The organism is Agromyces sp. PvR057, assembly GCF_040547485.1.
Taxonomy (GTDB): domain Bacteria; phylum Actinomycetota; class Actinomycetes; order Actinomycetales; family Microbacteriaceae; genus Agromyces.
In genome coordinates this window covers 316,094-341,661 of sequence record NZ_JBEPPT010000002.1, presented here as the reverse complement: position 1 = coordinate 341,661, position 25,568 = coordinate 316,094, and the positions used below count along the sequence as shown (strand labels likewise).

The window sequence follows — 25,568 nt, the reverse complement described above, 5'->3', positions numbered from 1 at the left end:
GCCTGGGCGGATCCCCGCCGGAAAAGACGAACGCCGCCGCCCCACGTGCGTGGGACGACGGCGTTCGTTGATGCGAACGTCGCGGATCAGAGTCCGCGGATGTTCTCCGCCTGCAGGCCCTTGGGGCCCTGAGCGACCTCGAACTCGACCTTCTGGCCCTCATCGAGCGAACGGTAGCCGTTGCCCGTGATGGCGCTGAAGTGCGCGAAGACGTCGGCCGAGCCGTCGTCCGGAGCGATGAAGCCGAAGCCCTTTTCGGCGTTGAACCACTTGACGGTTCCGGTTGCCATACTGCTGTCCTTCTGTCTTGCGGGCCGCACGTGCGGACCCGATGCGATCGACTGTCGACCGCGACCCCGACGACTCGGTGCCGTCGAAGTTTGGGGCGAGGGGCGGATGCGTGAACGCATCCGTTCTCTCTAATCGGGTCATGCCACGCGGAAAACCGCCTCCGGGCAATCAGTTCAAATCACGGGCGAGCGCCCGCTTGATGGAGGAATCGTGGGTTCAGCCTACCGGGTTCTCCCTGAGAGTACAGAGCGCGATACCAGTTCGTGATATATGCGGTAATCCAACGGTTCTGGGAACATGCTCCGGATGTCGCGCGCAGGCCGGGGACCGGGTGCAGAATCGAGGGATGAACCGCCGCCCCCTGCGATTCGCCGCCATCGCCCTGACGATCGGCGTGCTCTGGCTGACGATCGGCCCGGCACCGTGGCGAACCGACGGCCACGAGGTCGAGGGCGGCGTGCTGAACCCCGAGGCGTGGACCTCCGCGGCCACGTGGTCGACCGGCTACGTCAGCGAGATCGCGTTCAACGTGGCCATGTTCGTTCCCGTCGGCATGCTCGCCGCGCTGCTCATCCACCGGCGCCGCTGGCCGCTCGCCTTCGCCGTCGGATTCGCGCTCACCGCCGTCATCGAACTCGTCCAGCTCCTGCTGCCCGACCGCGTCTCCGACCCGCGCGACCTCGTCATGAACACGCTCGGCGCGAGCCTCGGCGTGGTGCTCGTGATGGCGGCTCGGGGCGTGCGGCGCGCGGCAGCGGTCGCCTCCGGGCCCGGGGTCGCTTCAGCACCCGAAACCGGGGCGACGACCGTACCCGGGGCGGACGCGGCATCCGCTCGCCCCGCGTCGGCATCAGCGCAGGCACCGGTGCCTGCGCAGGCATCGGCGGTTGCGGCGAAGGCGCCGTTCGACGAGCTCGTCGGCTCGGGCGACCGCGCGGCCTGACCGCCGACGCCGGCCCGACCCGCCGACTACAGTGGGCTGGTGCCCACCCCGCCCCCGATCGACGCGCCGGCGACCGCGCCGCGATACGGGGCGCTCGCCCTCGTGGGTGCGGCTGGCGGACTGCTCTCGGGCGCGTTCGGCGTCGGCGGCGGCATCCTCATGGTTCCCCTGCTCATCGTGGCCGCCGGCATGGACCAGCGCCGGGCCACGGCGACCTCGCTGGCCGCGATCGTTCCCGCCTCCATCGCCGGGTCGATCACCTACCTCGCGAACGGCCAGGTCGACCTCGTCGCCGCCCTCTTCGTCGCGCTCGGCGGCATCATCGGGTCGTGGTTCGGCGCGTGGCTGCTGCGCCGGCTGCCGATCGTCTGGCTGCGGTGGCTGTTCGTCGCCCTGCTCGTCGCCGTCGCCGTGCGCATGCTGCTCGTCGTGCCCGAGCGCGGCGGCGGCCACGTCGGCTTCGACCTGCTGCCCGACCTCGCGCTCTTCGCGCTCGGCATCGGCGTCGGCATCGCCTCCGGCCTGTTCGGCATCGGCGGCGGCGCGATCATGGTGCCGGCGTTCATCGCGTTCTTCGGCATGGGCGACCTGATGGCCAAGGGCACGTCGCTCGCCGTCATGATCCCGACGGCGATCTCGGGCACCGTCTCGAACACCAGGGCGAAGCTCGTCGACCTGCGCGAGGCACTGGTCGTCGGCATCGCGGCGACGATCGCCTCGTTCGCCGGCGTCGCGATCGCCTTCGTGCTCTCGCCCGAGTGGTCGGCCCGCCTGTTCGCGGCGTTCGTCGTGATCGCCGCGGTGCAGCTCTCCGTGCGCGCGGTGCGCGCCCAGCGGCGGAGCGCCGCCGAACCGGACGCGGACGCACCCGGTGCCGCGCATGAGTGAGGCGCGACGGGCCGCCGGCTGGTACGACGACGAGCAGGATGCCGCGACGCTCCGCTACTGGGACGGCGGCTCGTGGACGCCGCACACCACGGCACGCCCCGTCGAGGCCTCCCCGGTCGCGGCCGCCTCCGCCGTCACCGAGACCGTGTCGCTCGGCGTCACGGCGGTCCGCAGCGCGGGTGCCCGCGGCGCCGCGGTCCGTGACGGCGCGTCGCCGTCGCCGCGCCCCTCGCTTCCGCGTCGCTCGGCGCCGCACGCGAGCAGCATCACCTCGCCGCCGATGGACACCCTCGTCGACGACTTCTCGATCAGCGAGATGACGAGCTCGCGATCGGCCGCGAGGCCGTCGGTGACCTCCGTCGCCGCCGGCGCGGCTCCGATCGCGATGGCGCCGCCGTCGTTCGCCGCCGCCCCCTCGTTCGCCGCGTCCCCGGCACCCGCGGTGCCGACCTCGTTCGAGCGGATGCCGGTGGCGCCGAACGAGCACACGACGGTGCCGCTGCCGCCCACCGGGTTCGTCGCCGCATCGGCCGCCCGGTCGACGGCCGCCACGCCCGCTCCCGGGGGCACGGGCCCCTCGTTCCTGGTCATCTGGCTGTTCGCGCTGCTGCTCGGGTCGCTCGGCGTCGACCGGTTCGCCCTCGGCAAGCCGGGCACCGCCGTCGCGAAGCTCCTCACCGCCGGTGGGCTCGGCGTGTGGACCCTCGTCGACCTCGTGCTCGTGCTCACGGGCGCGCAACGCGACCGCGACGGCCGCACGCTCGCGGGACACGAGACGCACCGTCGCCTCGCGTGGATCGTCTCGGGCGTCGTCGCCGGCCTCGGCGTGATGCTCGGCGTCGTCGCGGGCATCGTGTCCCTGAACCTCGTCGCGAGCCTCGGCGAGCTCGGCGCGCTCTGACAGACTCGTGGTGGCGCATGCTTCGTGCGCCGTCTGCGCTGGGGAGTGAGCATGCACGTCGAACCGACGACCAGAGCCGAGCCCGACCATATGGTCGCTCCTCGTGATCGCGTCCGCCGCACCTTCTGGGTCGGCCTTGCCGCGATCGCCGTCTACGTGCTGCTCGCCGCGGGACTCGGAAACCTCGTCGACATCCTCGTGCCGAGCGCGTCGCCCGAACTCGAGTTCGCCCTGTCCCACCTCCTGCCGCTGCCGATCGCGATCGGGTCGGGGCTCTGGTTCGCGCGGTGGTCCGGATGGCGGCGGGATGTCTGGACCCAGCGCCCCGTGACGGCCGAGCCGCCTCGCCGGCGCTGGATGCTGGCCATCCCGGTGCTGCTGCTCGTCGGGCCCGTGCTCGGCTTCTTCGACGTGCCGTGGAGCGAGCGATCGATCGGCCTCGTGCTGCTGCTCGCGGTCGGCTGCCTGCTCGTCGGCCTCGGAGAGGAGCTGTTCTACCGCGGCATCCTGCGCGTGAGCCTTCGCTCGCACCACGGGGAGCTCGTCACGCTGCTCGTCACGTCGGCGCTGTTCGGGCTCAGTCACTCCCTCGGCAGCATGATCGATGGCATTCCGGCGAGCATCATCGCGTTCCAGGTCGGCGCGACCGCGTTCGACGGTGCACTGTTCTACGCCGCGTTCCGTGCGACCGGACGACTGTGGGTGCCGGTGCTGATCCACGCGCTCACGGACTTCTCGCTCTACCTCAGGAGCGACGCATGGTCGGCCGCGCCGGGGCACGGAATCCCCGATCCGGCTGCGGCGACCGTCGCCGTGCAGTTCGTGCTCGGGGCCCTGCTGATCGCGGTCGTCGTCAGCTTCATCCGCGAGGACGCACGGGCCCGCAGGCAGCGCAGGGCTGCGACGGCGGAACCTCCGGTGTCGGCGACCGGCGCGACGTCGGACCCCTCGTAGGCTGCGCCATGCGATTCGAGTTCACGGCCCCGCTCTGGGAATGGTCGTCTCGACCGGAGTGGTTCTTCGTCACGGTGCCTGACGAGGCATCGGCCGACATCCGCGAGATCCCGCGCCCGCCGCGCGGCTTCGGGTCGGTTCGCGTGCGGGCGAGCGTCGGCGGCTCGACGTGGACGACCTCGATCTTTCCGGACTCCACGGTCGGATGCTACGTGCTGCCGGTCAAGAAGGCGGTGCGGGTTGCCGAGGGGTTGACCGAGGGCGGCGACGTCGGCGTCTCGCTCACCGTGCTCGACCTCTGACGGCGAACCTCGCGCGGGACGACGCCCGAACGGACGCGTGCGCCGTCGCGGCTCAGGACATGAGGTCGCGCAGCAGCTCGCCCCACTCGAAGCCGCAGTCGCGGCAGTCGAAGAGGAGGTCGCCGTCGCTCAGGGTGAACGCGTCGGCCACACGCGCGGCGTCGGAGCCGCAGCGCGGGCAGAGCTCGTGGGCCGCCTCGGGCACCAGGGTCTGCTGCATCTGCTTCGTCATGGCTGACACGGTACGCGCGGCATCCGACATCGCCCGATGCACACGCCAATGCGGGCGACTCGAGCCGCGCAGCGGGGCCACCGGCGTGCAGTGGGCGGCTCAGCCGGCCGGGCGGCGCCGCGACGGGATGCGGTGGCTGGCGGTGACCTCGCGTGTGCGGCGCAACGGGGCAGCCACGTCGTCGCGGCGCTGGGCGACCCGGACGAACAGGAAGTCGACGAGCGCGAGCTGCGCGATGCGACTCGACATCGCGCCCATGCGATAGGTCGACTCGCGGGCGTGGGTGGTGAGCACGAAGTCGGCGAGCTCGGCGAGCGGCGAGTCCGGCGAGTTCGTGATCGCCACGGTCGTCGCCCCGGCGTCGCGCGCGACCTCGAGCGTGTGATGGGTCTCGGCTGTGAGGCCGGAGTGCGAGATGCCGATCGCGACATCCGTCGGCTTGCGCAGGGCCGCGCTCACCAGCGCGAGGTGCACGTCGACCGAGCACGCCGCCGAGATGCCGATGCGAGCGAGCTTCTGCTGCAGGTCCTGGGCGGTGAGCCCGCTCGCGCCGAAGCCGTAGAGGTCGACGTGGCCCGCGCCGACGATGGCGTCGACGACCTGGTCGAGCACGACGGTGTCGAGGCCCTTCACCGTCTGCTCGATCGCGAGCACCTCGTGGAACGCGATCTTGGCCACGACGTCTTCGGCTGAATCGTCGGCGCCGATGTCGGAGTCGGCGAGGCCGAACCGGTCGCGCTCGGCGGCCTCGCGACTCAGGGCGCCGGCGACCTCCATGCGGAACTCGCGGTAGCCGCTGTACCCGAGGGTCTGGCAGAACCGGGCGACCGTCGAGAGCGAGGTGTTGCAGACGATCGCGAGCTCGGTGATGGTCAGGTCGACGACGATGCCGGGGTCGGCGATGATCGCGTCGGCGACGCGCGCCTCGGCCGAGCTGAGTCGTGGCAGGGCCTGCCGCACCTCGGAGAGCACGTTCGCCGACATCCGGTGGGGACCTTTCTCACTCCGAGGCTGTGGCGACATGCGTCGCGCCGCCGTTCACGCTGGAGATAGCATCCCGCAGCACTCCATTCTCCGCGGCGAGGCGCGCGAGGGCGACCTCCGGAGCGACCCCGGTGAGGGTGACGAGGATGGCGGCCTTCACGCTGCCGCCGACCGCTTCGAGCGATGCGGAGGCCGCGGCGGCATCCGACCCGGTCGCCTGCATGACGATGCGTTCGGCGCGGGCGCGCAGCTTCGCGTTCGTCGCCTGCACGTCGACCATGAGGTTGCCGTGCACCTTGCCGAGGCGCACCATCGCGATCGTCGAGATCGCGTTCAGCACGAGCTTCTGCGCGGTGCCGCCCTTGAGCCGGGTGGATCCGGCGACGATCTCGGGGCCGACGACGGTCTCGATCGCAAGATCGGCGGCCCGGCCGATCTCCGAGTCGCGGTTGCAGGCGAGGCCCACGGTGAAGGCGCCGAGGCTGCGCGCGTACCCGATGGCGCCCACCACGTACGGCGTGCGGCCGGAGGCAGAGATGCCCACGAGCGCATCGGCCGAGGTCAGGCCGATCGCAGCGAGGTCGGCCGCGCCCCGCTCGGCGTCGTCCTCGGCGTTCTCGACCGCGGAGCGCAGGGCGGTGTCGCCGCCCGCGATGACGCCGACGACGAGTGCGGGGTCGGTGCCGAACGTCGGCGGGATCTCGCTCGCGTCGAGCACGCCCATGCGCCCGGCCGTGCCCGCGCCGAGGTAGACCAGCCGGCCGCCGGCCCGCAGGCGGGCGACGATCGCGTCGACCGCGATCGCGATCTGCGGCATCACCGCGGCGACGGCCGCCACGGCCGCGCCGCTCTCGTCGAGCATCGCCCCGACCTGCGCCTCGGTGGGCATCAGGTCGAACTCGCCGTGCGCGGTGTTGACCTCCTCGGTCGAGAGGTCGTCGAGCAGGGCGCGCAGTTCGACGTGCTCGCGCGTGGGCTTCGGTGCGGACCAGGTCATGGCGCTCCCCCGGTTTCGGTGCGTGCGTCAGGCGACGCGATGGTGACGGATGCCACGCCGGCGAGCGGCGCGGGGAATGCGAGCGGTTCGCGGCCCGGCGTCAGGCGGCCGGCGACGCGTGCGGCGACCGTCGAGAGCGCGATCGGCACGCCGCGCACGCTGAAGAACCCCAGCAGGGCGAACATCAGGGACTCCTTGAACGCCGGGTCGATGCCCCGCTCCGCACTCGAGACCACGCGGATGCCGCGCTCGGCCGCGAGCGCGCGGAGGCGTTCGAGCAGCACCGGGTTGCGCGCACCGCCGCCGGAGCAGATGAGGGCGGCCGCGGCATCCGGGATCGCCTCGACGACGGTGCGGGCGGTGAACTCGGTGAGCGTGGCGACGAGGTCCTCGACGGGCATCGCCCCGACGTCCGACGACGCGAGGGCGTCGTCGACGACCCCGAGGTCGAACGTCTCCCGCCCCGTCGACTTGGGCGGCACGGCCGCGAGGTACGGATGCCGCAGCAGCGCGTCGAGCAGCGGCTCGCGCACCCGCCCGGCCGCCGCGAGGGCGCCGTCGCGGTCGAACGCCTGCGCGCCGCCGGACTCGCGCACGACGACGGCGTCGATGAGGCCGTTGCCCGGCCCGCTGTCGAAGGCGAGCACGTCGCCGCCCGGATGCACGAGCTGCACGTTCGCGATGCCGCCGAGGTTGAGGGTCGCGATCACGCGGTCGGAGTCCGTCGCCTCACCGGTGAGCCACGCCCGGTCGAAGAACGCCATGAGCGGGGCGCCCTCCCCACCGGCCGCGATGTCGGCCGCGCGCAGGTCGGAGAGCACGGGCACCCCGGTGAGCTCGGCGATCCAGGCCGGCTCGCCGAGCTGCAGGGTTCCTCGGGCGTGACCGTGCTCGGCCCAGTGGAAGGCGGTCTGGCCGTGCGACACGATCAGGTCGGGGGTCGCACCCGAATCGCGGATGCCGCGGGCGGCCGCCTCGGCGAACGCCTGGCCGAGCAGCGTGGTGAGTTCGGCGATCTCGCCGACGGTCGTCGCCTCGCCCGTCGAGACGGCGAGCACCCGTGCGCGGAGCGCCGGGTCGAAGTCGTGCGTCGAACCGTGGATGGGCGTCAGCAGGAGGTCGACCGGCCCGACGCCGGCTGCTGCCGACACGGTCTCGGGAGCGCGCTCGGGGGCGGCCACGACGGCGATGTCCACGACGGCGACGTCGATGCCGTCGACCGAGGTGCCGGACTGGAGCGAGAGCACGATCACGGCGAGCCCTCCGGTTCGTCGGCGCCCTCCGCGAGCACGATCGCCGCGGCGTCCGCCGCGAGTCGGCTCGCGGCACGCGTGTGCACGACCGGCAACGGGAGCCCGCCACCCGGCACGCCGGCGTCGACGACCACGGCGTCGGGTCGGAGCCGGGCGACGTTCGCGATGCGGTCGCGCTGCGGGCCGTCGCCGCCGATGCGGTCGGCCAGGACGATGAGCGGCCCGGACCCCGGCACGGCGGCGTCGCCGCGCAGCACCGGCCCCCCGGCCGCGAGCGCGGACTCGAAGAAGTCCCGATCGCTCGCGACGGCGAGGGTCGAGCGCCCACGGATGTCGAGGACCGTGCGCGGAGCCGGCGACCGCGGAAGGTCGCCGTCGATCGAGATCGCCGCCCGCGCGACGGCTGCGGCATCGACCGGGTCGAAGCCGCCCGCGAGAGCGATCGGGTCGCCGGGGCCCGCGGCGCGAACCCCCGCGCCGCGGGCTCCGGCCGCTCCATCCGTTCCCGGGCGAGACGCCGGGAGCGACGCCGGGAGGCTCGCTGCGAGCACCCGCACGCGGGCGGCGGCGCGCTCGAGCACGGCGACCGGCAGCGTGCCGTCGTCGACGGCCCCGAGGATCGCCCGCTGCACCTCGAGGAAGTCGCGCGCGTCCTGGTCGGGCGCGGCGGCCGCGCCGAGGTTCGTCGGGTTGCTGATGCAGAGCAGGTCGGCGCCCGCGAGGAGGGCCCGGACCGCGCCCGGCCCGGCTCCGACCGACTCGCGCACCGCGGCCATGTCGAGCGCGTCGGTGATGATGACGCCCTCGAAGCCCATGGCGCGCAGGCGCCCGAGCGCGATCGGGTTCAGCGTCGACGGCTGGCCGCCCCAGGCCGGGACGACGACGTGCGCCGTCATGATCGCGGGCACCCCGGCGTCGACCAGCGCCTGGAACGGCGGCAGGTGCGTGCGCTCGAGCTCGTCGAGGTCGATCTCGAGGGTCGGCATCGCGTGGTGCGAGTCGAGGTGCGTGTCGCCGTGGCCCGGGAAGTGCTTGGCCGCCGCGGCAGCCCCCGCCAGGCGGATGCCTCGGGCCTGCGCGACCGCGTGCCGGCCGACGAGACCGGCGGAGTCGCCGAACGAGCGCACCCCGATGACCGGGTTGCGGGGATCCGTGTTCACATCCGCCACGGGCGCGAGCACGACGTTCGCCCCCACGGCGAGCGACCGGTGGGCGAGTTCGGCGCCGACGGCCTCGGTGATCGCGAGGTCGTCGACGAAGCCGAGCTGCGCCGGCCCCGGCAGGGTCGAACCGGTGGCGGACTCGACGCGCGTGACGTTGCCGCCCTCCTCGTCGATGCCGACCACGAGCGGGCGCCCGTGATCGCGCAGGTCGGCGGCCAGCGACATCCGCTCGCCCTCGTCGCCGAGGTTGTGCGCGAACAGCACGAGGCCGGCGAGACCGCCCTCGTCGAGTTCGCGACGGAACAGATCCGGGATGCCCCGGCCGAGGAACCCCGGCCAGAGCACCCCGCCCACCAGTCCCCTGATGGTGGGATCGTCCACGGCGGTCACCCCTTGACCGCGCCGGCGACCAGGCCGCTCGACAGGCGACGTTGGACGATGACGAAGAAGATCATGACCGGCACGGTGATGATCGTGGACGCGGCCATGATGTAGCCCCACTCGTTGGTGTGCTCGCCGAAGAACTGCTTGAGGCCGATGGCCACCGTGTAGTTCTCGGACGCGCCGCCCAGCAGGGTCATGGCGAAGATGAACTCGTTCCACGCCGTGATGAACGAGAAGACCGAGGTCGCGACGAGGCCGGGCATCACGAGCGGCAGCAGCACCGAGCGGAACATGCGGCCCCAGCTCGCGCCGTCGAGGTAGGCGGCCTCCTCGAGCTCGACCGGAACGGCGGCGACGAAGCCGCGCAGCATCCAGATGCCGAACGGCAGCGAGAGCGCGACGTAGACGACCATGAGGCCGAGCAGCGTGTTCAGCAACTGCAGGTCGCGCACCTGCACGAACAGCGGGATGACGAGCGCCTCGAGGGGCACCATCTGCACCACGAGGATCATGAGCAGCATCGATGTGCGGAACTTGAACCGGAAGCGCGCGACGGCGACGGAGGCGAGCAGCGCGAGCACGGCGCTCGCGAGCACGGTGACCACGGCCACGATGGCCGAGTTGCGCAGGTACACGTCGAACCCGCCGTCGGTGAGCACGTACTCGAAGTTCGCGAGCGACCACTCGCGCGGCAGCAGGGTCTGCCCGCCGGCGCCGGCCTTCGCGTCGAACGCGCTCGAGAGCATCCAGAACGCGGGGAACAGCGTGAAGACGAGGAGCAGCACGACGAGCACGGCCTTGCCGGCCGCCGCGCGGGTCTTGCGGGCCGAGCGCCGCGTCGCGGGGATGGTGCGCGTGGCCTCGGGCGGAAGGGCGCCGGATGCCGCGGGCGTCGTGGTCGGGGCGGGCGTGAAGGTGCTCACAGCTCGTCCTCCTTCAGCATCGTGCGAACGTAGATGACGGTGACGATGAGCAGCAGCACCGTGAGGAGCACCGCGATGGCGGAACCGAATCCGTACCGGTTCTGCCCGAACGACTCGACGTACGACCACACGCCGAGGTTCAGGGCCTCGCGGTTCGTGCCGGCGCCGCCCGGCATCAGGTAGACCTGCGCGAACACCTTGAAGTCCCAGATGGTCGACAGGATGATGACCACGCTGAAGACCTGGCGGAGGTTCGGCACGATCACCTGGAAGAAGCGGCGCCACGGCCCGGCGCCGTCCATCTCGGCCGCCTCGAGCATCTCCTTCGGCACGCCGAGGAGTCCCGCGAGCACCGTGATGGCGACGAACGGGAATCCGTGGTGGATCACGTTCAGCAGCACGATCGCATAGAAGCTGTAGCGGTTCGTGAACCAGTTGACGGGCTCGTCCTGCAGCCCGAGCGCCTGGAGGGCCTGGTTGAAGATGCCGCGGTCGGCGTCGAAGATCCACACCCAGACGTAGGTGCCGGTGACGGCCGGCATGGCCCAGGCGATCATGATCGCGCTGCCGACGACGGTGCGCCAGAAGCCGCCGAGCGAGGCCATGAGCACGGCGACGCCCGTGCCGAGCGCGACGGTGCCCGCGACGGCGAGCACCGCGAAGCCGACGGTGTTCGGGAGCACGACGCCCCAGAGCGTCGGATCCGTGAGGATCTCGCCATAGTTGGCGAGGCCGATCCAGTTCGGTTCGCCCGAGACGATCTCGCGCAGGCCGTAGTCCTGCAGCGAGAAGAGGAACACCCGGATGAGCGGCCAGAGCAGCAGCACGGCCAGCACGGCGAGGGCCGGTGCGAGCAGCAGCCACGGGCGCGACGAGGCGATCAGCCGGTTGCGGTGAACGGGGCCGCCGCCCGGCCGGGGGGTGGTGCCCCCCGGCGCGGGCGTCGGAGCCTGGATCGTGGTGGACACCTGGTCAGTTGCCGTTCATGATCTCGTCCATCTCCTTGGCGGCGTCGGAGGTGGCCTGCTCGACCGTCTTCTGCCCGGAGAGGATCGCCTGGATGGCGGTGTTCGTCGTCTTCTTGGCCTGCACCGCGCCGAACTTGGGCGTCACGGGAACCGTGCCGCCGCCGTCGACGAGCTGCGTGGCGAAGGGTGCGACGAGCGGGTCGTCGGACTCCATCGTCTCGGTCAGCAGCGACTGCTGGCCCGGGAAGTAGCCGGACTGCTCGCCCCACTTCTCGGCGAACTCGCCGGTGGTCATGAGCTTGATGAACGACCAGGCGAGGTCGGTGTTCTCCGCGGTGCTGAACATCGACAGGTGCGAGCCGCCGAGCACCGACGGCGCGATGCCGCCGTCCTTGCCCGGGATCGGAGTCGCGGCGAACTTGCCCTCGAGGTCGGCGTTCTTCTCGATGATGGCCGATGGGGTCCAGGAGCCCATGAGCGCCATCGCGACGTTGCCCTGCGCGAAGTTGTCGAGGACGTCGGTCTCCTTCCAGGTGGTCGCGCCGGCCGACGAGAAGCCGTGGTCGGTCGCGAGCCCGGTGTAGAAGCCGATGCCCTCCTGCGACTCGGGGCTGTCCATGCCGGACTCCCAGGCGTCGCCGTTCTTCTCGGAGATCTCCCCGCCGGCGCCCCAGACCCACGGGTACACGCCGAACTCGGCGTCGCCGGGCACGGCGAAGGCGAGCATCTCGGGGTGGGCTGCCTTGATGGCGTCGCCGGCCGCGACGATGTCGTCCCAGCTCTTCGGCGCCTCGAGGCCGAGCTCGTCGAAGATGTCGGAGCGGTAGACGAGCGAGCGCACGCCGGCGTACCACGGCATGCCGTAGAGCTCGCCGTCGTAGGTGCCCGCCTCGACGAGGCCCTCGACGAGGTCGTCGCCCAGGTCCTCGTCGGCGACGAAGTCGCCGATCGGCTCGAGCGCGCCGGAGTCGGCGAACTCGGCGGTCCACGTGGTGCCGGTCTCGGCGACGTCAGGGGTCGTGCCGCCCGCGATCGACGTCACGAAGCGATCGTGGGCGTCGGCCCACTGCACGAACTCGACGTTGAGCTCGGCGCCGGTCTCCTCGGTGAAGGCATCGCCGACCTCGTCGAAGAACGCCTCGGAGTCGGGGTTGGTGCCCTCCATGATCCAGACGTCGAGCGTCTGGCCGTCGGCATTCGACCCGTCGCTGCCGTCGTTCGACCCGCCCGCACAGGCGGTGAGCCCGAACACGGCCGTGGCGAGCACGGCGACGGGCAGCAGTCGCTTCTTCATAGATGCCTCCTCGTTGATGGATCTGTCGTCGGACGTACGGGCACTCTCGGGCTCCGGAACGTGACTCTGGAAGTAGTATTCGTGAATCATGCATTGTTTGCAAGTTATTTCCGAACTCGTGACCGGTTCGAAACCTCCGCGTCACGGAAGCCGCAGCCGTAGGCTCGGCTCGTGAACGGCGCCGCGACCAGCACCCGCACCGACGCGCGCGCTCGACGCGCCTGGGTACTCGGCATCGACGTCGGCGGCACCGGATCACGTGCCGCCCTCGAACCGCTCGACGCACCGTTCGGCACCGACCGCCGCCTGCTCGAGGGCGGGCGCGTCGCCGTGGCATCCGCCGGGTCGACCGTGCTCGACGTGGCCGCCGCGCTCGTCGAGGCCACGACGCGCGCGTGGCCGGATGCGACGATCACGGCCGTCGGCGTCGGCGCGACGGGCCTCGCCTCGCTCGTGTCGGCCCAGGGGGCCTCGATCGGGCGGCTGTCGGCCCTCGCGGCCCCGACGGCGGATGCCCCGGTGCCCGTCGCCCTCGCCGTCGACGCCCTCACGGCCCACCTCGGCGCCCTCGGCGGCCGAGCCGGGGCGGTCGTCGCCGTCGGCACCGGTGCGATCGCCCTCGGCACCGACCTCGACGACATCTGGCGGCGGGTCGGCGGCTGGGGGCACCTCTGGGACGACCGCGGGTCGGGCGTCTGGGTCGGCATCGAGGCGCTCAAGTCGGCGATCCGCACCCACGACGGGGTGACGACGGATGCCGCGGCACTGCTCTCGGCCGCCGAGTCCCGGTTCGGGCGGGCGCCGAGCTGGCCCGGCGAACTGCTCACCCGCGCCGACCGGGCGGGCGTCATCGCGGGGTTCGCCCCCGAGGTCGCCGCGCTGGCGGCCGACGGCGACGCCGCGGCATCCGCGATCATGCGCACCGCGGGCCGCGAGGTGGCCGCCACGCTCGTCGCCGCACTCGATCCCGACCTGCCGCGCCACGCCTCGTGGACCGGCGGCATGTTCGCGGCGGCCGGCGCGTACCGCGACGCGTTCGAGGCGGAGTTCGTGCGCCTCGCACCCGATGCCGGGCTGCATGCGCCGCAGGGGTCGCCGCTCGACGGCGCGGTGCGGCTCGCGAGGCTCATCGCCGCCGGCGACGTGCCGGCGGAGCATCCGCCGTTCGTCTGGCGCTGACCGGCTCGAGTCCTGGCGGGCGCCTCGGTCACGCCCTCGCGAGGATCGCCCCGACGTCGACGCCGCGCGGCAGGGCTCCGTACTGCGCACCGCCCTCGCGGCCGAGCCGCGATCGCACGAACGCCTCGGCCACCGGCGAGGGCGAGCACCGCAGCAGGAGCGAGCCCTGCAGCACGAGCGCCAGCCGCTCGGTGAGCTCGCGGGCGACGGATGCCGCGGCATCCGGGCCCATCGTCGCGACCTCGCGCACGAGCGCCACGACCTCGGCGAGCGCGTCGTCGAAGACCCGGCTCGCCCCCGCCGCGGCCCCGACCTCGGCGAAGAACGCCTCGAACGCCTCGGGCTCGCGGGCGAGCACACGCAGCACGTCGAGCGCGATGACGTTGCCCGACCCCTCCCAGATCGCGAGCAGCGGTTGCTCCCGGTACCGGCGCGCGAGCGGGAACGCCTCCGTGTAGCCGTTGCCGCCCAGGCACTCGAGCGCCTCGGCCGCGTGGCCCGCACCGCGCTTGCAGACCTGGTACTTCGCCACAGCGGTCGCGAGGCGCCGGAACGCCTGCTCGGCGCCGCTCGAGTCGGACGCGGTCGCGTCGTCGTCGTAGGCGCGGGCGAGCCGCATCGCCGTGAGCGTCGCAGCCTCGGACTCGAGCGCGAGGTCGGCGACGACCGCGGACATCGCGGGCTGGTCGACGAGCAGGGCGCCGAACGCGCTGCGGTGACGCACGTGCCAGGCCGCCTCGGCGACCGACTGCCGCATGCCGGCCGCCGTGCCGATAACGCAGTCGAGCCTCGTGCGCGTCACCATCTGCACGATCGTCGCGACGCCGCGCCCCTCCTCGCCGACGATCCACGCGCTCGTGCCGTCGAGTTCGATCTCGCTCGACGCGTTCGACCGGTTGCCGAGCTTGTCCTTCAGGCGCTGGATGCGGAACACGTTGCGCTCGCCGTCCGGCAGCACGCGCGGCACGAAGAAGCAGCTGAGCCCGCTCGGCGCCTGCGCGAGCACGAGGAACGCGTCGCTCATCGGGGCGCTGGCGAACCACTTGTGGCCGGTGAGGCCGTACTCGGCGCCCCATCCGCCGTCGCCCGCGCCACGGCGCTCGGCCCGCGTCGTGTTCGCGCGCACGTCGGATCCGCCCTGCTTCTCGGTCATCGCCATGCCCATCAGGGCGCTCGGCTTGCCCGGCACGAGCTCGGGCTCGTAGTCGCGGCTCAGCAGGCGCGGCATCCATTCGTCGCGAAGAGCGGATGCCGCGTGCTCGAGCACCGGCACGGCGGCGTGCGTCATCGAGACCGGGCACGCATGCCCCGGCTCGACCTGCGCGAAGAGGAGGAACGCCGCAGCGCGGTCGACGTTCGCACCCGGCCCCGGATCGGCGGCCGCCGACGTGTGCGCGCCCGCCGCGACGGCCCCCGCGATGACCCGGTGGTACGCGTCGTCGTACTCGACCTCGTCGATGCGACGGCCCCAGCGGTCGTGCGCGTGCAGCACGGGCGCCTGCGTGTTCGCGCGCTGCGCGTCGCGCTGGAAGGCGGCCGAGCCGACGAGTCGCCCGATCGCGTGCAGGTCGGATGCCGCGTGGCCTGCGGGTTCCGGGCCCGCGGCCGGTCGCGGGCGGTCGGGTTCGCGTCCGGCGGCGCGGCCCCAGCGGGCGACTGCCTCGACGAGCGGGACGTTCTCGGCGAACTCGTCGACGTCGACGCGCGGCGGAACCTGGTTGGCGACCTCGTGGGTGCTGATCATCTTCGACCTCCACGGCCATTCTGCTCGCGAGCCGGCGTCGGCGGCAGCGGCTAGCGTTGGCGCATGGTCGAGACGAGCGCGGGCATCCTGCTGCATCGACGGCGCGGCGCGGCATCCGACCCCCGTGGCGTCGAGGTGCTGCTCGGCCACATGGGCGGTCCGTTCTGGCGCGGTCGAGACGAGTCGGCGTGGTCGATCCCCAAGGGCGGCTTCACCGACGAGACCCCGATCGACGCGGCCAGGCGCGAGTTCGCCGAAGAGCTCGGCTCGCCTGCACCCGACGTGCCCTACGTCGACCTCGGCGTGTTCCGCTACAGCTCGGGCAAGACCGTCGCCGTCTTCACGGGCGAGGCCGACTTCGACGCGTCGTCGATGGTGAGCAACACCTTCGAGCTCGAGTGGCCGCCGCGGTCGGGGCGCCGGCAGTCGTTCCCCGAGTTCGACTCGGCCGCATGGATGCCGGTGGCCGACGCCCGCGAGCGACTCGTCAAGGGCCAGCGACCGGCGCTCGACGCGCTGCTCGCGCACCTGGCCTGAGGCGCGTCGCGCCTGTGCGGCGGATGTCGGTGGCTCCCGCCAGACTGGCGGGGCCCTGATCGGGCGGCGAATCCGGGCCGGTGTTCGCCCTCCGAGAACGAGGGGAACGAAGCCCCCGCTCCGCTTGCCTCCGACAGGGTCGCATGCGAGGCTGTAACGCTGCGCGAGGCCCGGGGGTGGGCCTTGCACGCGCCATCCGCCGATTCCGCCGCGGCACGATCCGTAGCGCCGTGGCATCCGATCGACCATCCGCCCTCACCGCCGCACCGGAGATGCCATGCTCGCAAAACTCCTCGTCCGTTACCTGAAGCCCTACGTGTGGTTGCTCGTCGGAGTCCTGGTCTTCCAGATCCTCTCCGCGATCGCCACGTTCAACCTGCCCGACCTCAACGCCAAGATCATCGACAACGGCGTCGCCAAGGGCGACACCGAATACATCTGGTCGACCGGCGCCGTCATGCTGCTGATCTCCCTCGGGCAGATCACCGCCTCGATCATCGCCACCTACTTCGCCGCGAAGGCCGCGATGCGCCTCGGCCGCGACATCCGCAACGACGTGTTCGAGAAGGTCAGCGCCTTCTCCGAGCGCGAGGTGTCGAAGTTCGGACCCGGCTCGCTCATCACCCGCAACACGAACGACGTGCAGCAGGTGCAGATGCTCGCCATGATGGGCGCGACCATGCTCGTGACCGCTCCGATCCTCGCGATCGGCGGCATCTACTTCGCGCTGCGCCAAGACGTCGGACTCGGCTGGATCATCGCGGTCGCCGTGACCACGCTGCTGATCATCGCGATCCTCATCATCAGCCGCATGGTGCCGCTGTTCCGCAGCTTCCAGCACAAGCTCGACAACGTGAACCGCATCATGCGCGAGCAGCTCACGGGCGTCCGGGTGGTGCGCGCGTTCGTGCGCGAGCCCATCGAAGAAGAACGCTTCCGCGGCGCCAACACCGACATCATGATCGTCGGCCGTCGCGTGGGCTCGCTCTTCGTGCTGCTGTTCCCGCTGTTCATGCTCGTGCTCAACGTCACGATCGTCGGGGTCGTCTGGTTCGGCGCGTTCGCCGTCGACGCCGGCGACGCCCAGATCGGCACGCTGTTCGCCTTCATGCAGTACGTGATGCTCATCCTCACTGGCGTCCTCATGGCGAGCTTCATGACGATCATGATCCCGCGCGCCGCCGTGTCGGCCGACCGCATCGCCGAGGTGCTCGACAGCACGAGCACGCTCCTGCGTCCGGCCAACCCCGTGACCGACCTCCCCACGCCCGGCACGATCGAGCTGACGGATGTCTCGTTCACGTACCCGGGCGCCGAGCACCCCGTGCTCGACGGCATCAGCTTCACCGCCGCGCGCGGCGAGACCGTCGCGATCGTCGGATCCACCGGCGCGGGCAAGACCACGCTCGTGTCGCTGATCCCCCGCCTGTTCGACACCACCGGCGGCTCCGTCGCGGTCGGCGGGGTCGACGCGCGGCAGGCCGACCTCGACGTGCTCTGGAACTCGATCGGCCTCGTGCCGCAGCGTCCGTTCCTCTTCACCGGCACGGTCGCCTCGAACCTCCGGTACGGGCGCGAAGAGGCCACCGACGCAGAACTCTGGCACGCGCTCGAGATCGCGCAGGGCCGCGACTTCGTCGAGGAGATGGAGGGCGGGCTCGAGGCCCGCATCGCCCAGGGCGGCACCAACGTCTCCGGCGGCCAGCGCCAGCGGCTCGCGATCGCCCGCGCGATCGTGCACCAGCCCGACGTGCTCGTGTTCGACGACTCCTTCTCGGCGCTCGACCTCACGACCGACGCGAACCTGCGGCACGCGCTCTGGCGCGAGCTGCCCGAGGTGACGAAGATCGTCGTCGCCCAGCGCGTGTCGAGCATCACCGATGCCGACCGCATCATCGTGCTCGACGACGGCGCCATGGTCGGCATCGGAACCCACGAGCAGTTGCTCGAGACATCCGACACCTACCGCGAGATCGTCGAATCCCAGCTCGGAGCGGAGGCAGCCCGATGACCACCGAACCCACCACGCCCCAGATCTCCGAAGAGGAGAAGTACGAACTCGAGCTCGCCGAGCAGGCCCGCCTGAACTCCGGCGACTGGGACAGCGTCGCGCCAGGAAAGGCCTCGCAGTTCGGTCCCAGCTTCCGCCGGCTCATCGGCCTGCTGAAGCCGCACGCGGTCGCCTTCACCTTCGTTTCGCTGCTCGGCGCGGCCGGCGTCGTGCTCGCCGTGATCGCCCCCAAAGTGCTCGGCGAGGCCACGAACGTGCTGTTCGCCGGCGTCATCGGGGCACAGCTGCCCGCGGGCATCACCGCAGACCAGGCGGTCGAGCAGCTCCGCGCCGCCGGTCAGGACGACCTGGCGAACATCGTGCAGACGGCGGGCGTCGTGCCCGGCGAGGGCATCGACTTCGTCAAGCTCAGCCAGATCCTCATCGTCGTGCTGCTGCTCTACGTGGTCTCGGCGATCCTCACCTGGGTGCAGGGCTACGTCGTCAACGTGATCATGGTGCGCACCATGTGGCGCCTGCGCGAAGACGTCGAGGCCAAGCTCAACCGCCTGCCGCTCAGCTACTTCGACAAGGTGCAGCGCGGCGAACTCATCTCTCGCGTGACGAACGACATCGACAACATCACGCAGACCATGCAGCAGTCGCTGTCGGGCGCCATCACCGCGGTGCTCACCGTGGTCGGCGTGCTCATCATGATGTTCTCGATCTCGTGGCAGCTCGCGATCGTGGCGCTCGTCTCCCTGCCGCTCATGGCCGTGATCTTCGGCGTCATCGGCCCGAAGTCGCAGAAGGCCTTCGGCATCCAGTGGCGCAAGGTCGGCCGCCTGAACGCACGCGTCGAGGAGTCCTTCTCCGGCCACGCGCTCGTCAAGGTCTTCGGCCGCGAGGCCGACTCGCACGCGAAGTTCAAGGCCGAGAACGAGGAGCTCTACGAGGCCTCGTTCAAGGCGCAGTTCCTCTCGGGCATCATCATGCCGGGCATGATGTTCATCGGAAACCTCACCTACGTCGGCATCGCGGTGCTCGGCGGGCTCATGGTCGCGAGCGGCCAGCTGCGACTCGGTGACGTTCAGGCGTTCATCCAGTACTCGCAGCAGTTCACCCAGCCCCTCTCGGAGCTGGGCGGCATGGCCGCGGTCGTGCAGTCCGGCACCGCCTCCGCCGAGCGCGTGTTCCAGCTGCTCGACGCCGACGAGCAGGACCCCGACGCCGCCGACGCGCCGAAGCCCGCCGAGGGCGACGGCACGATCGAGTTCGACCACGTGTCGTTCTCGTACGCGCCCGAGCACCCGCTGATCCGCGACCTGTCGTTCCGGGTCGAGCCCGGGCAGACGGTCGCGATCGTCGGCCCGACCGGCGCCGGCAAGACGACGCTCGTGAACCTCATCATGCGGTTCTACGAGCTCGACGGCGGGCGCATCCTGCTCAACGGCCAGGACATCGCCGAGCTCACGCGCCGCGACATGCGCGCGAAGACCGGCATGGTGCTGCAGGACCCGTGGCTGTTCGCCGGATCGATCCGCGAGAACATCCGCTACGGCCGCGAGTCGGCGACCGACGACGAGATCCTCGACGCAGCTCGGGCCACCTACGTCGACCGGTTCGTGCACTCGCTGCCCGACGGATACGACACGGTGCTCGACGAAGAGGCGTCCAACGTCTCGGCCGGTGAGAAGCAGCTCATCACGATCGCGCGAGCGTTCGTGGCGCAGCCGTCGGTGCTCATCCTCGACGAGGCCACCTCGTCGGTCGACACCCGCACCGAGCTGCTGCTGCAGCACGCGATGGCGGCGCTCCGCGAAGGACGCACGTCGTTCGTGATCGCACACCGCCTGTCGACGATCCGCGACGCCGACCTCATCCTCGTGATGGAGCACGGCGACATCGTCGAGCAGGGCAGCCACGACGAGCTCATCGCTCGCGAGGGCGCGTATTGGCGGCTCTACAACTCGCAGTTCGAGCAGGCAGCTGCCGACGTCGACGCCGAGAACGCGATCGCCCAGGGCCAGGGCCTCGACCCGGCGCTCGTCGGCGCGCAGACCGGCTCCTTCGAGGGGGTCGACGGCGAGGGCGAGACGCCCGCGACGAACTCCTAGCGGCCACCGCACGACACGAGAGCCCGGGTACGACCTCTTCGGATGCCGCACCCGGGCTCTTCGCATCTTCGCCGCCGCATCGTCGCGCGCGCCGAACGCCTCCGGCTCGGGCGCCGCTCGCCGTCGCCCGACGTCAGACCTGCGCGGTGGCGCCGAGCGCGGCGTAGACCGCCCGCGTGTACGCGTCGCTGCGCGGCGAGCCGATGATGCCCGGCGACATCCGGTTCATGACGTACGCGAAGGTCATGCGGCGCTCGACGTCGTCGATGACGATCGACCCGCCCCAGCCGCCCCAGAACGCGACCCGCCCCTCGGGGATCCACGGCGTGCTCGCCGGATTCGACACGGCGAACCCGAGCCCGAAGCGCAGCGGAAGGCCGAGCACGAGGTCGACGTTGTCGGTGTGCTCGGCGAAGATGCGATCGATCGTCGCTGGTGAGAGCAGGCGAACGCCGCCCACCTCGCCGCCGTTCGAGACGAGGGCGTTCAGCCGAGCCACCGAGCGCGCGTTGCCCTGCCCGCCGGCGCCGCCGACGCCCGCGGCGCGCCACGCGCGCGTCCACGTGACCTCGGCGTCGAGCGGCGGACCCGTGAACGTCTTGAAGGCGGGCGAGTCGGGCGGGATCGCCGAGACGTCGAGCGTCCCCTTGGGCGGCACGACGTCGCTCACGCGGTGGTCCTCCGACGCCGGCAGCCCGAGCCAGAAGTCGGCGCCGAGCGGGCCGGCGAGTTCCTCGGCCACGAACGCGCCGAGCGACCGTCCGGTGATGCGGCGCACGAGTTCGCCGATCAGGTGCCCGTAGTCGAGCAGGTGGTAGCCGGAGGCCGCACCCGCCGGCCACCACGGCGGCTGCGACGCGAGACGGGCCGCCGCAGCATCCGCATCGAGGATGTCGGCGCCCGTGATGGGCTGCGCCCAGCCCGAGACGCCGGAGGTGTGCATGAGCACGTGCTTGACGAGCACCCCCCGCTTGCCCGCGTCGGCGAACTCGGGCCAGTAGTGGGCGACGGGCAGCTCGGGGTCGAGCTCGCCGCGGTCGATGAGCATGAGCGCGGCGAGCGCCGTGACGGTCTTCGAGATCGACCACACGTTCGTGATCGTGTCCTGCTGCCATTCGCGCTGCTGCTCGGGATCGGCCCAGCCGCCCCAGAGGTCGACGACGGGCTCGCCGTCGACGATCACGGCGAGCGACGCCCCGAGCTCGGCGCCCGAGGCGAGCTGCCGTTCGAACTCGTCGCGGAGGCCGGCGAAGTCGTCGTGCACGTGTCCGTGGATGGGCGCGGTGCCGCGGGAGGGCGCCGGCCCGTCGGCCGGAAGGGGAAGGCTCATCGTCGAGGCTCCTCTGGTCGAGTCGTCAGCCCCGTCGAACGGAGTGTTCCGGGCTCGATTCGCGAGCATACCGCGCGGTCGGTATGCTTGTCACGCGCGGCGTCGCCACGACCCGCCGGCTCGTCGAGGAGGACGCGCATGCAGATCACGGGAGCGGTGCTCGAGACCTCCGGTGCCGAGGCGCCCTTCGCCGCGTCGCGTCCGTTCCGCGTCGGCACGCTCGAACTCGATCCGCCCGGACCCGGCGAGCTGCTCGTGCGCATCGAGGCCGCCGGGGTCTGCCACTCCGACCTCAGCGTCGTCGACGGCAACCGGCGCCGGCCGACCCCCATGCTCCTCGGCCACGAGGCATCCGCCATCGTCGAGCAGGTCGGCGACGGCGTGACGGATGTCGCGGTCGGCACGCGCGTGGTGATGACCTTCCTCCCCCGATGCGGCGCCTGCCCCGAATGCGCGAGCGACGGCCGCCTCCCCTGCCCCACCGGCAGCGCGGCGAACGCCGCGGGCACGCTCGTGGGCGGCGGCATCCGCCTGCACCGCGACGGCGAGAGCGTGCACCACCACCTCGGCGTCTCGGCGTTCGCGAGCCACGCGGTGGTCAGCCGCACGTCGGTGGTGCCGGTCGACGATGACGTGCCGGCCGAGGTCGCCGCACTGCTCGGCTGCGCGGTGCTCACGGGCGGCGGCGCCGTCATCAACGCGGGCCGGCCCGCGCCGGGCAGCCGCGTCACGGTCGTCGGCCTCGGCGGGGTCGGCATGGCGGCGCTCCTCGTCGCCGTCGCGCTCGGCCACGAGGTGATCGGCGTCGACGCACTGCCCGCCAAGCTCGAGACGGCCCTGAGCCTCGGCGCGAGCGCGGTCTACGCGCCCGACGAGGCGCTGCGCCCGGCATCCGGAACCGACGACGGCAACAGCAACAGCCCCACGGATGCCGCGGCGCAGGCGCCACTCGTCATCGAGGCCGCCGGCTCGGCCGGGGCGTTCGAGACCGCCTTCGCCCTCACCGCCCCGGGCGGCACGACCGTGACCGTCGGCCTGCCCGCACCCGACGCGCGCGCGATCGTCTCGCCGCTGACGCTGACCGCCGAGGCCCGCACCGTCATCGGCAGTTACCTCGGCTCGGCCGTGCCCGCGCGCGACATCCCGCGCTACGTGGAACTCTGGCGGGCCGGCCGCCTGCCCCTCGAACGTCTCGTGTCGTCGCGCATCCGCCTCGACGAACTCGACACGGCCATGGACCGACTCGCCGCCGGCGGGGAGCTCCGACAGCTGATCACGCTGAGCTGACCGGCATGGGCCGGGCACCCGGCCGATCGCCGCAGCCGCTCACCCACGAAAGGAACGACGCATGACCCGCACCGCCATCGTCACCGGAGCCGCGCGCGGCATCGGAGCCGCGACCGCCCGCCGACTCGCCGCCGACGGATACGCCGTCGCCGTGCTCGACCTCGACGCGGCCTCCTGCGCCGAGACCGTCGCCGCCATCGAGGCCGACGGGGGCCGCGCGATCGCGGTCGGCGCGAACGTCGCCGACTCGGCCGCCGTCGCGGCTGCCGTCGCCCGCGTCGCCGACGAGCTCGGGGCGCCGACGATCCTCGTGAACAACGCCGGCATCCTGCGCGACAACCTGCTCTTCAAGATGACCGACGACGACTGGGACGCCGTGCTCGGCGTGCACCTGCGCGGTGCGTTCCTCATGACCCGCGCGGTGCAGGCCCACCAGGTCGAGGCGAAGTGGGGCCGCATCGTGAACCTCTCGAGCACCTCGGCGCTCGGCAACCGCGGCCAGGCCAACTACGCCGCCGCGAAGGCCGGCATGCAGGGCTTCACGAAGACGCTCGCGATCGAGCTCGGCCGCTACAACGTGACCGCGAACTCGGTCGCCCCCGGCTTCATCGCGACCGACATGCTGCGCCAGACGGCCGAGCGCATGGGCATCACGAACGAGCAGCTGCTCGAGGGCGCGGTCAAGGAGATCCCGGTCGGCCGCGTCGGCCAGCCGGAGGATGTCGCGGCCGCCGTGTCGTTCTTCTGCTCGGATGCCGCGTCCTTCGTCTCGGGCCAGGTGCTCTACGTGGCGGGCGGGCCGAAGGCATGAGCGCGACGACCGGCACTCCGCTGACGCTCGCCTCGCCCGCCGACCTGCTCGACGCGGTCGGCACGGCCCTCGGCCCCGGCGACTGGTTCGAGGTCGACCAGGCCCGCATCGGACGATTCGCGGAGGCCACGGACGACCACCAGTGGATCCACGTCGACGTCGAACGCGCCACCGCCGGCCCCTTCGGCGCGCCGATCGCGCACGGGTTCCTCACGCTCTCGCTGCTCACCGCGCTCGCGACCCCGCTGCTCGCCGTCGACGGCGTCGCGATGGGCGTGAACTACGGGTTCGAGAAGGTGCGCTTCCTGCAGCCGGTCACGGCCGGGTCGCGCGTGCGCGCCGTCGGCACGCTCGCCTCGGCCGAGCGCACCGGCAGCGGCATCCGCGTGGTGCAGGACCTCACGATCGAGATCGAGGGCTCCGAGCGCCCCGCGCTCATCGCGCAGTGGGTCACGCTCATCGTGCCGGCTGCCTGACAACAGCAGGGCGGATGCCGCGGGCTGATGCTCGCGGCATCCGCTCGTTCGCGGCGCCCGTGGCACCAGCACGGTCGCCGAGAACCGCGCCACGCCGTGGCGACTCGCCGAGCGGTCACGATCTGCGGCTTCCCGCGCACGGATACCGGCCGATCGTGACCACTCGGCGCCCGACATCGGCGCGGCGCGAGCGCGGCGCGGCGCGAGCGCGGCGCGAGCGCGGCGCGGCGCGAGCGCGGCGCGGCGCGAGCGCGGCGCGGCGCGAGCGCGGCGCGCGCTAGACGCGCTCGAGCACGAGCGCCATGCCCTGACCGCCGCCGACGCACATCGTCTCGAGGCCGTAGCGACCGCCGGTCGCGGCGAGGCCGTTGATGAGCGTCGACGTGATGCGGGCGCCGGTCATGCCGAACGGATGTCCGACGGCGATCGCGCCGCCGTGCACGTTCAGGCGCGACTCGTCGACGCCGAGCTCACGGGCCGAGGGGATCACCTGCGCGGCGAAGGCCTCGTTGAGCTCGACGAGGTCGATGTCGTCGATCGAGAGTCCGGCCCGGGCGAGCGCACGGCGCGAGGCCTCGACGGGTCCGAGGCCCATGATCTCGGGCGAGAGCCCGCTGACCCCGGTGGAGACGATACGGGCGAGCGGCTGCAGGCCGAGCTCGTCGACGATGCGGTCGGAGACCACGACCACGGCGGCCGCGCCGTCGTTGAGCGGGCAGCAGTTGCCGGCGGTCACGGTGCCGTCGGGGCGGAAGACGGGGTCGAGCCCGGCGAGGGCCTCGATCGTGACGCCCGCGCGCGGGCCGTCGTCGGCCGAGACGACCGTGCCGTCGTAGAGGGTCACGGGCGTGATGTCGTTCGCCCAGAACCCCGACGCGATCGCGGCCTCGGCGCGCTGCTGGCTGCGCGCGGCGAAGGCGTCCTGTTCGTCGCGGGTGACGCCGCGGAGCTCCGCGACGTTCTCGGCCGTCTGCCCCATCGCGATGTACGCGTCGGGCAGCAGCCCGTCTTCGCGCGGATCGCGCCAGGGGCGCAGGCCCGCGGCATCCGCCCCGCCGATGGCACGCGCCTCGGTGCGCGCGATCGCGTCGTCGAAGCGCGCGTTCGTGAGCTTCGCACCCGGGATGTAATCGCTCGAGCCGACGCCCATGTTCGAGACCGACTCGACCCCCGCCGAGACGAACACGTCGCCCTCGCCGGCCTTGATCGCGTGGAACGCCATGCGCGTGGTCTGCAGGCTCGACGAGCAGTAGCGGTTGACGGTCGTGCCCGGCACGCCGTCGAGCCCGAGCAGCACGGCCACGATGCGCGCCATGTTCATGCCCTGCTCGCCGCCCGGCATGCCGCAGCCGAGCATGAGGTCCTCGACGCGGCTCGGGTCGAGCCCTGGCACCTCGGCGAGCGCGGCTTCGACCATGCGCGCGGTGAGATCGTCGCCGCGGAGGCCGGCGAGTGAGCCCTTGCGGGCGCGGCCGATGGGCGAGCGGGCGGTGGCGACGATGTAGGCCTCGGTCATGGGGTGGTCTCCTCAGGCGTGGGGTTCTCGGGTCGGGTCGGGTGGGGCGGGCGAGCGGATGTCGCGGGGCGGCGCTGGTCTCGGGGCGGCGCTGGTCTCGATAC

Annotated in this window: 24 protein-coding genes; 12 read left to right on the top strand and 12 right to left on the bottom strand. The window is 72.2% G+C overall.

Annotation, left to right across the window (positions count from 1 at the left end; translation table 11 throughout):
- Window positions 1-86 precede the first annotated feature (86 nt).
- Entirely contained in the window at window positions 87-290 is a 204-nt protein-coding gene (locus ABIC29_RS10785; RefSeq protein ID WP_055862240.1) for a cold-shock protein, read from the bottom strand.
- A gap of 347 nt (window positions 291-637) precedes the next feature.
- Here ABIC29_RS10785 and ABIC29_RS10780 point away from each other — a divergent pair, with 347 nt between their 5' ends.
- Genes ABIC29_RS10780 through ABIC29_RS10760 form a run of 5 tightly spaced genes read left to right on the top strand, consistent with a single transcriptional unit; the run spans window position 638 to window position 4,279 of the window.
- Window positions 638-1,234 (top strand): VanZ family protein, encoded by a 597-nt coding sequence (locus ABIC29_RS10780; protein ID WP_158551835.1) that lies wholly within the window; start codon window positions 638-640, stop codon window positions 1,232-1,234.
- Window positions 1,235-1,273: 39 nt separating this feature from the next.
- On the top strand, window positions 1,274-2,122 hold the full coding sequence (locus ABIC29_RS10775; protein WP_158551836.1) for a sulfite exporter TauE/SafE family protein: 849 nt from the start codon (window positions 1,274-1,276) through the stop codon (window positions 2,120-2,122).
- On the top strand, window positions 2,115-3,023 hold the full coding sequence (locus ABIC29_RS10770) for an NINE protein (protein ID WP_116084095.1): 909 nt from the start codon (window positions 2,115-2,117) through the stop codon (window positions 3,021-3,023). Before ABIC29_RS10775 ends, ABIC29_RS10770 begins: the two co-directional genes overlap by 8 nt.
- A 51-nt stretch (window positions 3,024-3,074) precedes the next feature.
- Complete coding sequence (locus tag ABIC29_RS10765; protein WP_354245252.1) at window positions 3,075-3,977, top strand: CPBP family intramembrane glutamic endopeptidase; 903 nt, start codon at window positions 3,075-3,077, stop codon at window positions 3,975-3,977.
- 8 nt (window positions 3,978-3,985) lie between these two features.
- Window positions 3,986-4,279: a DUF1905 domain-containing protein gene (locus ABIC29_RS10760; RefSeq protein WP_116084100.1), complete on the top strand. Its 294-nt coding sequence runs from the start codon at window positions 3,986-3,988 to the stop codon at window positions 4,277-4,279.
- A gap of 52 nt (window positions 4,280-4,331) precedes the next feature.
- Here the strand turns inward: ABIC29_RS10760 and ABIC29_RS10755 are convergent, their stop codons facing one another.
- The 8 genes from ABIC29_RS10755 to ABIC29_RS10720 all read right to left on the bottom strand — a co-directional run bounded on the left by ABIC29_RS10755 (window position 4,332) and on the right by ABIC29_RS10720 (window position 12,477).
- The gene (locus ABIC29_RS10755) at window positions 4,332-4,511 is read right to left on the bottom strand and encodes a hypothetical protein (protein ID WP_055862230.1); all 180 of its coding nucleotides are present in this window, start codon (window positions 4,509-4,511) and stop codon (window positions 4,332-4,334) included.
- Between the two features lie 99 nt (window positions 4,512-4,610).
- Window positions 4,611-5,495, bottom strand: a complete 885-nt coding sequence (locus ABIC29_RS10750; protein ID WP_354245248.1) for a MurR/RpiR family transcriptional regulator — start codon at window positions 5,493-5,495, stop codon at window positions 4,611-4,613.
- Between the two features lie 16 nt (window positions 5,496-5,511).
- Complete coding sequence (gene murQ / locus ABIC29_RS10745; RefSeq protein WP_354245245.1) at window positions 5,512-6,492, bottom strand: N-acetylmuramic acid 6-phosphate etherase; 981 nt, start codon at window positions 6,490-6,492, stop codon at window positions 5,512-5,514.
- Window positions 6,489-7,745, bottom strand: coding sequence for an anhydro-N-acetylmuramic acid kinase (locus tag ABIC29_RS10740; protein ID WP_116084107.1), 1,257 nt, complete (start codon window positions 7,743-7,745; stop codon window positions 6,489-6,491). Before ABIC29_RS10740 ends, murQ begins: the two co-directional genes overlap by 4 nt.
- Window positions 7,742-9,289: a glycoside hydrolase family 3 N-terminal domain-containing protein gene (locus tag ABIC29_RS10735; protein WP_158551837.1), complete on the bottom strand. Its 1,548-nt coding sequence runs from the start codon at window positions 9,287-9,289 to the stop codon at window positions 7,742-7,744. Before ABIC29_RS10735 ends, ABIC29_RS10740 begins: the two co-directional genes overlap by 4 nt.
- 5 nt (window positions 9,290-9,294) lie before the next feature.
- Window positions 9,295-10,086 (bottom strand): carbohydrate ABC transporter permease, encoded by a 792-nt coding sequence (locus tag ABIC29_RS10730; RefSeq protein ID WP_354245820.1) that lies wholly within the window; start codon window positions 10,084-10,086, stop codon window positions 9,295-9,297.
- A gap of 125 nt (window positions 10,087-10,211) precedes the next feature.
- Window positions 10,212-11,099, bottom strand: coding sequence for a carbohydrate ABC transporter permease (locus tag ABIC29_RS10725; RefSeq protein ID WP_354245817.1), 888 nt, complete (start codon window positions 11,097-11,099; stop codon window positions 10,212-10,214).
- 88 nt (window positions 11,100-11,187) lie between these two features.
- Complete coding sequence (locus ABIC29_RS10720; protein WP_116084112.1) at window positions 11,188-12,477, bottom strand: sugar ABC transporter substrate-binding protein; 1,290 nt, start codon at window positions 12,475-12,477, stop codon at window positions 11,188-11,190.
- A 171-nt stretch (window positions 12,478-12,648) separates the two neighbouring features.
- Between ABIC29_RS10720 and ABIC29_RS10715 the strand changes: the two genes are divergently transcribed.
- Complete coding sequence (locus ABIC29_RS10715) at window positions 12,649-13,656, top strand: N-acetylglucosamine kinase (protein ID WP_116084114.1); 1,008 nt, start codon at window positions 12,649-12,651, stop codon at window positions 13,654-13,656.
- 28 nt (window positions 13,657-13,684) lie between these two features.
- Here the strand turns inward: ABIC29_RS10715 and ABIC29_RS10710 are convergent, their stop codons facing one another.
- Complete coding sequence (locus ABIC29_RS10710; protein WP_116084117.1) at window positions 13,685-15,400, bottom strand: acyl-CoA dehydrogenase family protein; 1,716 nt, start codon at window positions 15,398-15,400, stop codon at window positions 13,685-13,687.
- Window positions 15,401-15,463: 63 nt separating this feature from the next.
- On the opposite strand from ABIC29_RS10710, the gene ABIC29_RS10705 reads away from it, so the two are divergent.
- The 3 genes from ABIC29_RS10705 to ABIC29_RS10695 all read left to right on the top strand — a co-directional run bounded on the left by ABIC29_RS10705 (window position 15,464) and on the right by ABIC29_RS10695 (window position 20,044).
- Entirely contained in the window at window positions 15,464-15,937 is a 474-nt protein-coding gene (locus tag ABIC29_RS10705; protein ID WP_354245240.1) for an NUDIX hydrolase, read from the top strand.
- A 277-nt stretch (window positions 15,938-16,214) separates the two neighbouring features.
- Complete coding sequence (locus ABIC29_RS10700; RefSeq protein WP_354245237.1) at window positions 16,215-17,948, top strand: ABC transporter ATP-binding protein; 1,734 nt, start codon at window positions 16,215-16,217, stop codon at window positions 17,946-17,948.
- Window positions 17,945-20,044 (top strand): ABC transporter ATP-binding protein, encoded by a 2,100-nt coding sequence (locus ABIC29_RS10695; RefSeq protein ID WP_116084123.1) that lies wholly within the window; start codon window positions 17,945-17,947, stop codon window positions 20,042-20,044. The genes ABIC29_RS10700 and ABIC29_RS10695 overlap by 4 nt, the downstream gene beginning before the upstream one ends.
- A gap of 133 nt (window positions 20,045-20,177) precedes the next feature.
- Here the strand turns inward: ABIC29_RS10695 and ABIC29_RS10690 are convergent, their stop codons facing one another.
- Window positions 20,178-21,374 (bottom strand): serine hydrolase domain-containing protein, encoded by a 1,197-nt coding sequence (locus tag ABIC29_RS10690; RefSeq protein ID WP_116084126.1) that lies wholly within the window; start codon window positions 21,372-21,374, stop codon window positions 20,178-20,180.
- A gap of 138 nt (window positions 21,375-21,512) precedes the next feature.
- Here ABIC29_RS10690 and ABIC29_RS10685 point away from each other — a divergent pair, with 138 nt between their 5' ends.
- The 3 genes from ABIC29_RS10685 (at window position 21,513) to ABIC29_RS10675 (ending at window position 23,948) form a co-directional block, all read left to right on the top strand.
- Window positions 21,513-22,661 (top strand): alcohol dehydrogenase catalytic domain-containing protein, encoded by a 1,149-nt coding sequence (locus ABIC29_RS10685; RefSeq protein WP_354245233.1) that lies wholly within the window; start codon window positions 21,513-21,515, stop codon window positions 22,659-22,661.
- 61 nt (window positions 22,662-22,722) lie between these two features.
- Window positions 22,723-23,472 carry a 3-oxoacyl-ACP reductase FabG gene (fabG, locus tag ABIC29_RS10680; protein ID WP_116084132.1) on the top strand — a complete coding sequence of 250 codons (750 nt, stop codon included), beginning with the start codon at window positions 22,723-22,725 and terminating at the stop codon, window positions 23,470-23,472.
- Window positions 23,469-23,948: a MaoC family dehydratase gene (locus tag ABIC29_RS10675; protein WP_354245230.1), complete on the top strand. Its 480-nt coding sequence runs from the start codon at window positions 23,469-23,471 to the stop codon at window positions 23,946-23,948. Before fabG ends, ABIC29_RS10675 begins: the two co-directional genes overlap by 4 nt.
- A gap of 277 nt (window positions 23,949-24,225) precedes the next feature.
- On the opposite strand, the gene ABIC29_RS10670 is transcribed toward ABIC29_RS10675, so the two are convergent.
- Window positions 24,226-25,464, bottom strand: a complete 1,239-nt coding sequence (locus ABIC29_RS10670; protein WP_354245227.1) for an acetyl-CoA C-acetyltransferase — start codon at window positions 25,462-25,464, stop codon at window positions 24,226-24,228.
- Between the last annotated feature and the right edge of the window lie 104 nt (window positions 25,465-25,568).

Bases quoted from the DNA above. Each gene is read 5' to 3' on its own strand.
- ABIC29_RS10780 (WP_158551835.1), top strand. From the start codon at position 638: ATGAACCGCCGCCCCCTGCGATTCGCCGCCATCGCCCTGACGATCGGC.
- ABIC29_RS10760 (WP_116084100.1), top strand. From the start codon at position 3,986: ATGCGATTCGAGTTCACGGCCCCGCTCTGGGAATGGTCGTCTCGACCG.
- ABIC29_RS10695 (WP_116084123.1), top strand. From the start codon at position 17,945: ATGACCACCGAACCCACCACGCCCCAGATCTCCGAAGAGGAGAAGTAC.
- ABIC29_RS10690 (WP_116084126.1), bottom strand. From the start codon at position 21,374: ATGAGCCTTCCCCTTCCGGCCGACGGGCCGGCGCCCTCCCGCGGCACC.
- ABIC29_RS10710 (WP_116084117.1), bottom strand. From the start codon at position 15,400: ATGATCAGCACCCACGAGGTCGCCAACCAGGTTCCGCCGCGCGTCGAC.
- ABIC29_RS10785 (WP_055862240.1), bottom strand. From the start codon at position 290: ATGGCAACCGGAACCGTCAAGTGGTTCAACGCCGAAAAGGGCTTCGGC.
- ABIC29_RS10770 (WP_116084095.1), top strand. From the start codon at position 2,115: ATGAGTGAGGCGCGACGGGCCGCCGGCTGGTACGACGACGAGCAGGAT.
- ABIC29_RS10720 (WP_116084112.1), bottom strand. From the start codon at position 12,477: ATGAAGAAGCGACTGCTGCCCGTCGCCGTGCTCGCCACGGCCGTGTTC.
- ABIC29_RS10750 (WP_354245248.1), bottom strand. From the start codon at position 5,495: ATGTCGGCGAACGTGCTCTCCGAGGTGCGGCAGGCCCTGCCACGACTC.
- ABIC29_RS10675 (WP_354245230.1), top strand. From the start codon at position 23,469: ATGAGCGCGACGACCGGCACTCCGCTGACGCTCGCCTCGCCCGCCGAC.
- ABIC29_RS10755 (WP_055862230.1), bottom strand. From the start codon at position 4,511: ATGACGAAGCAGATGCAGCAGACCCTGGTGCCCGAGGCGGCCCACGAG.
- ABIC29_RS10705 (WP_354245240.1), top strand. From the start codon at position 15,464: ATGGTCGAGACGAGCGCGGGCATCCTGCTGCATCGACGGCGCGGCGCG.
- ABIC29_RS10685 (WP_354245233.1), top strand. From the start codon at position 21,513: ATGCAGATCACGGGAGCGGTGCTCGAGACCTCCGGTGCCGAGGCGCCC.
- murQ (WP_354245245.1), bottom strand. From the start codon at position 6,492: ATGACCTGGTCCGCACCGAAGCCCACGCGCGAGCACGTCGAACTGCGC.
- ABIC29_RS10700 (WP_354245237.1), top strand. From the start codon at position 16,215: ATGCTCGCAAAACTCCTCGTCCGTTACCTGAAGCCCTACGTGTGGTTG.
- fabG (WP_116084132.1), top strand. From the start codon at position 22,723: ATGACCCGCACCGCCATCGTCACCGGAGCCGCGCGCGGCATCGGAGCC.
- ABIC29_RS10765 (WP_354245252.1), top strand. From the start codon at position 3,075: ATGCACGTCGAACCGACGACCAGAGCCGAGCCCGACCATATGGTCGCT.
- ABIC29_RS10670 (WP_354245227.1), bottom strand. From the start codon at position 25,464: ATGACCGAGGCCTACATCGTCGCCACCGCCCGCTCGCCCATCGGCCGC.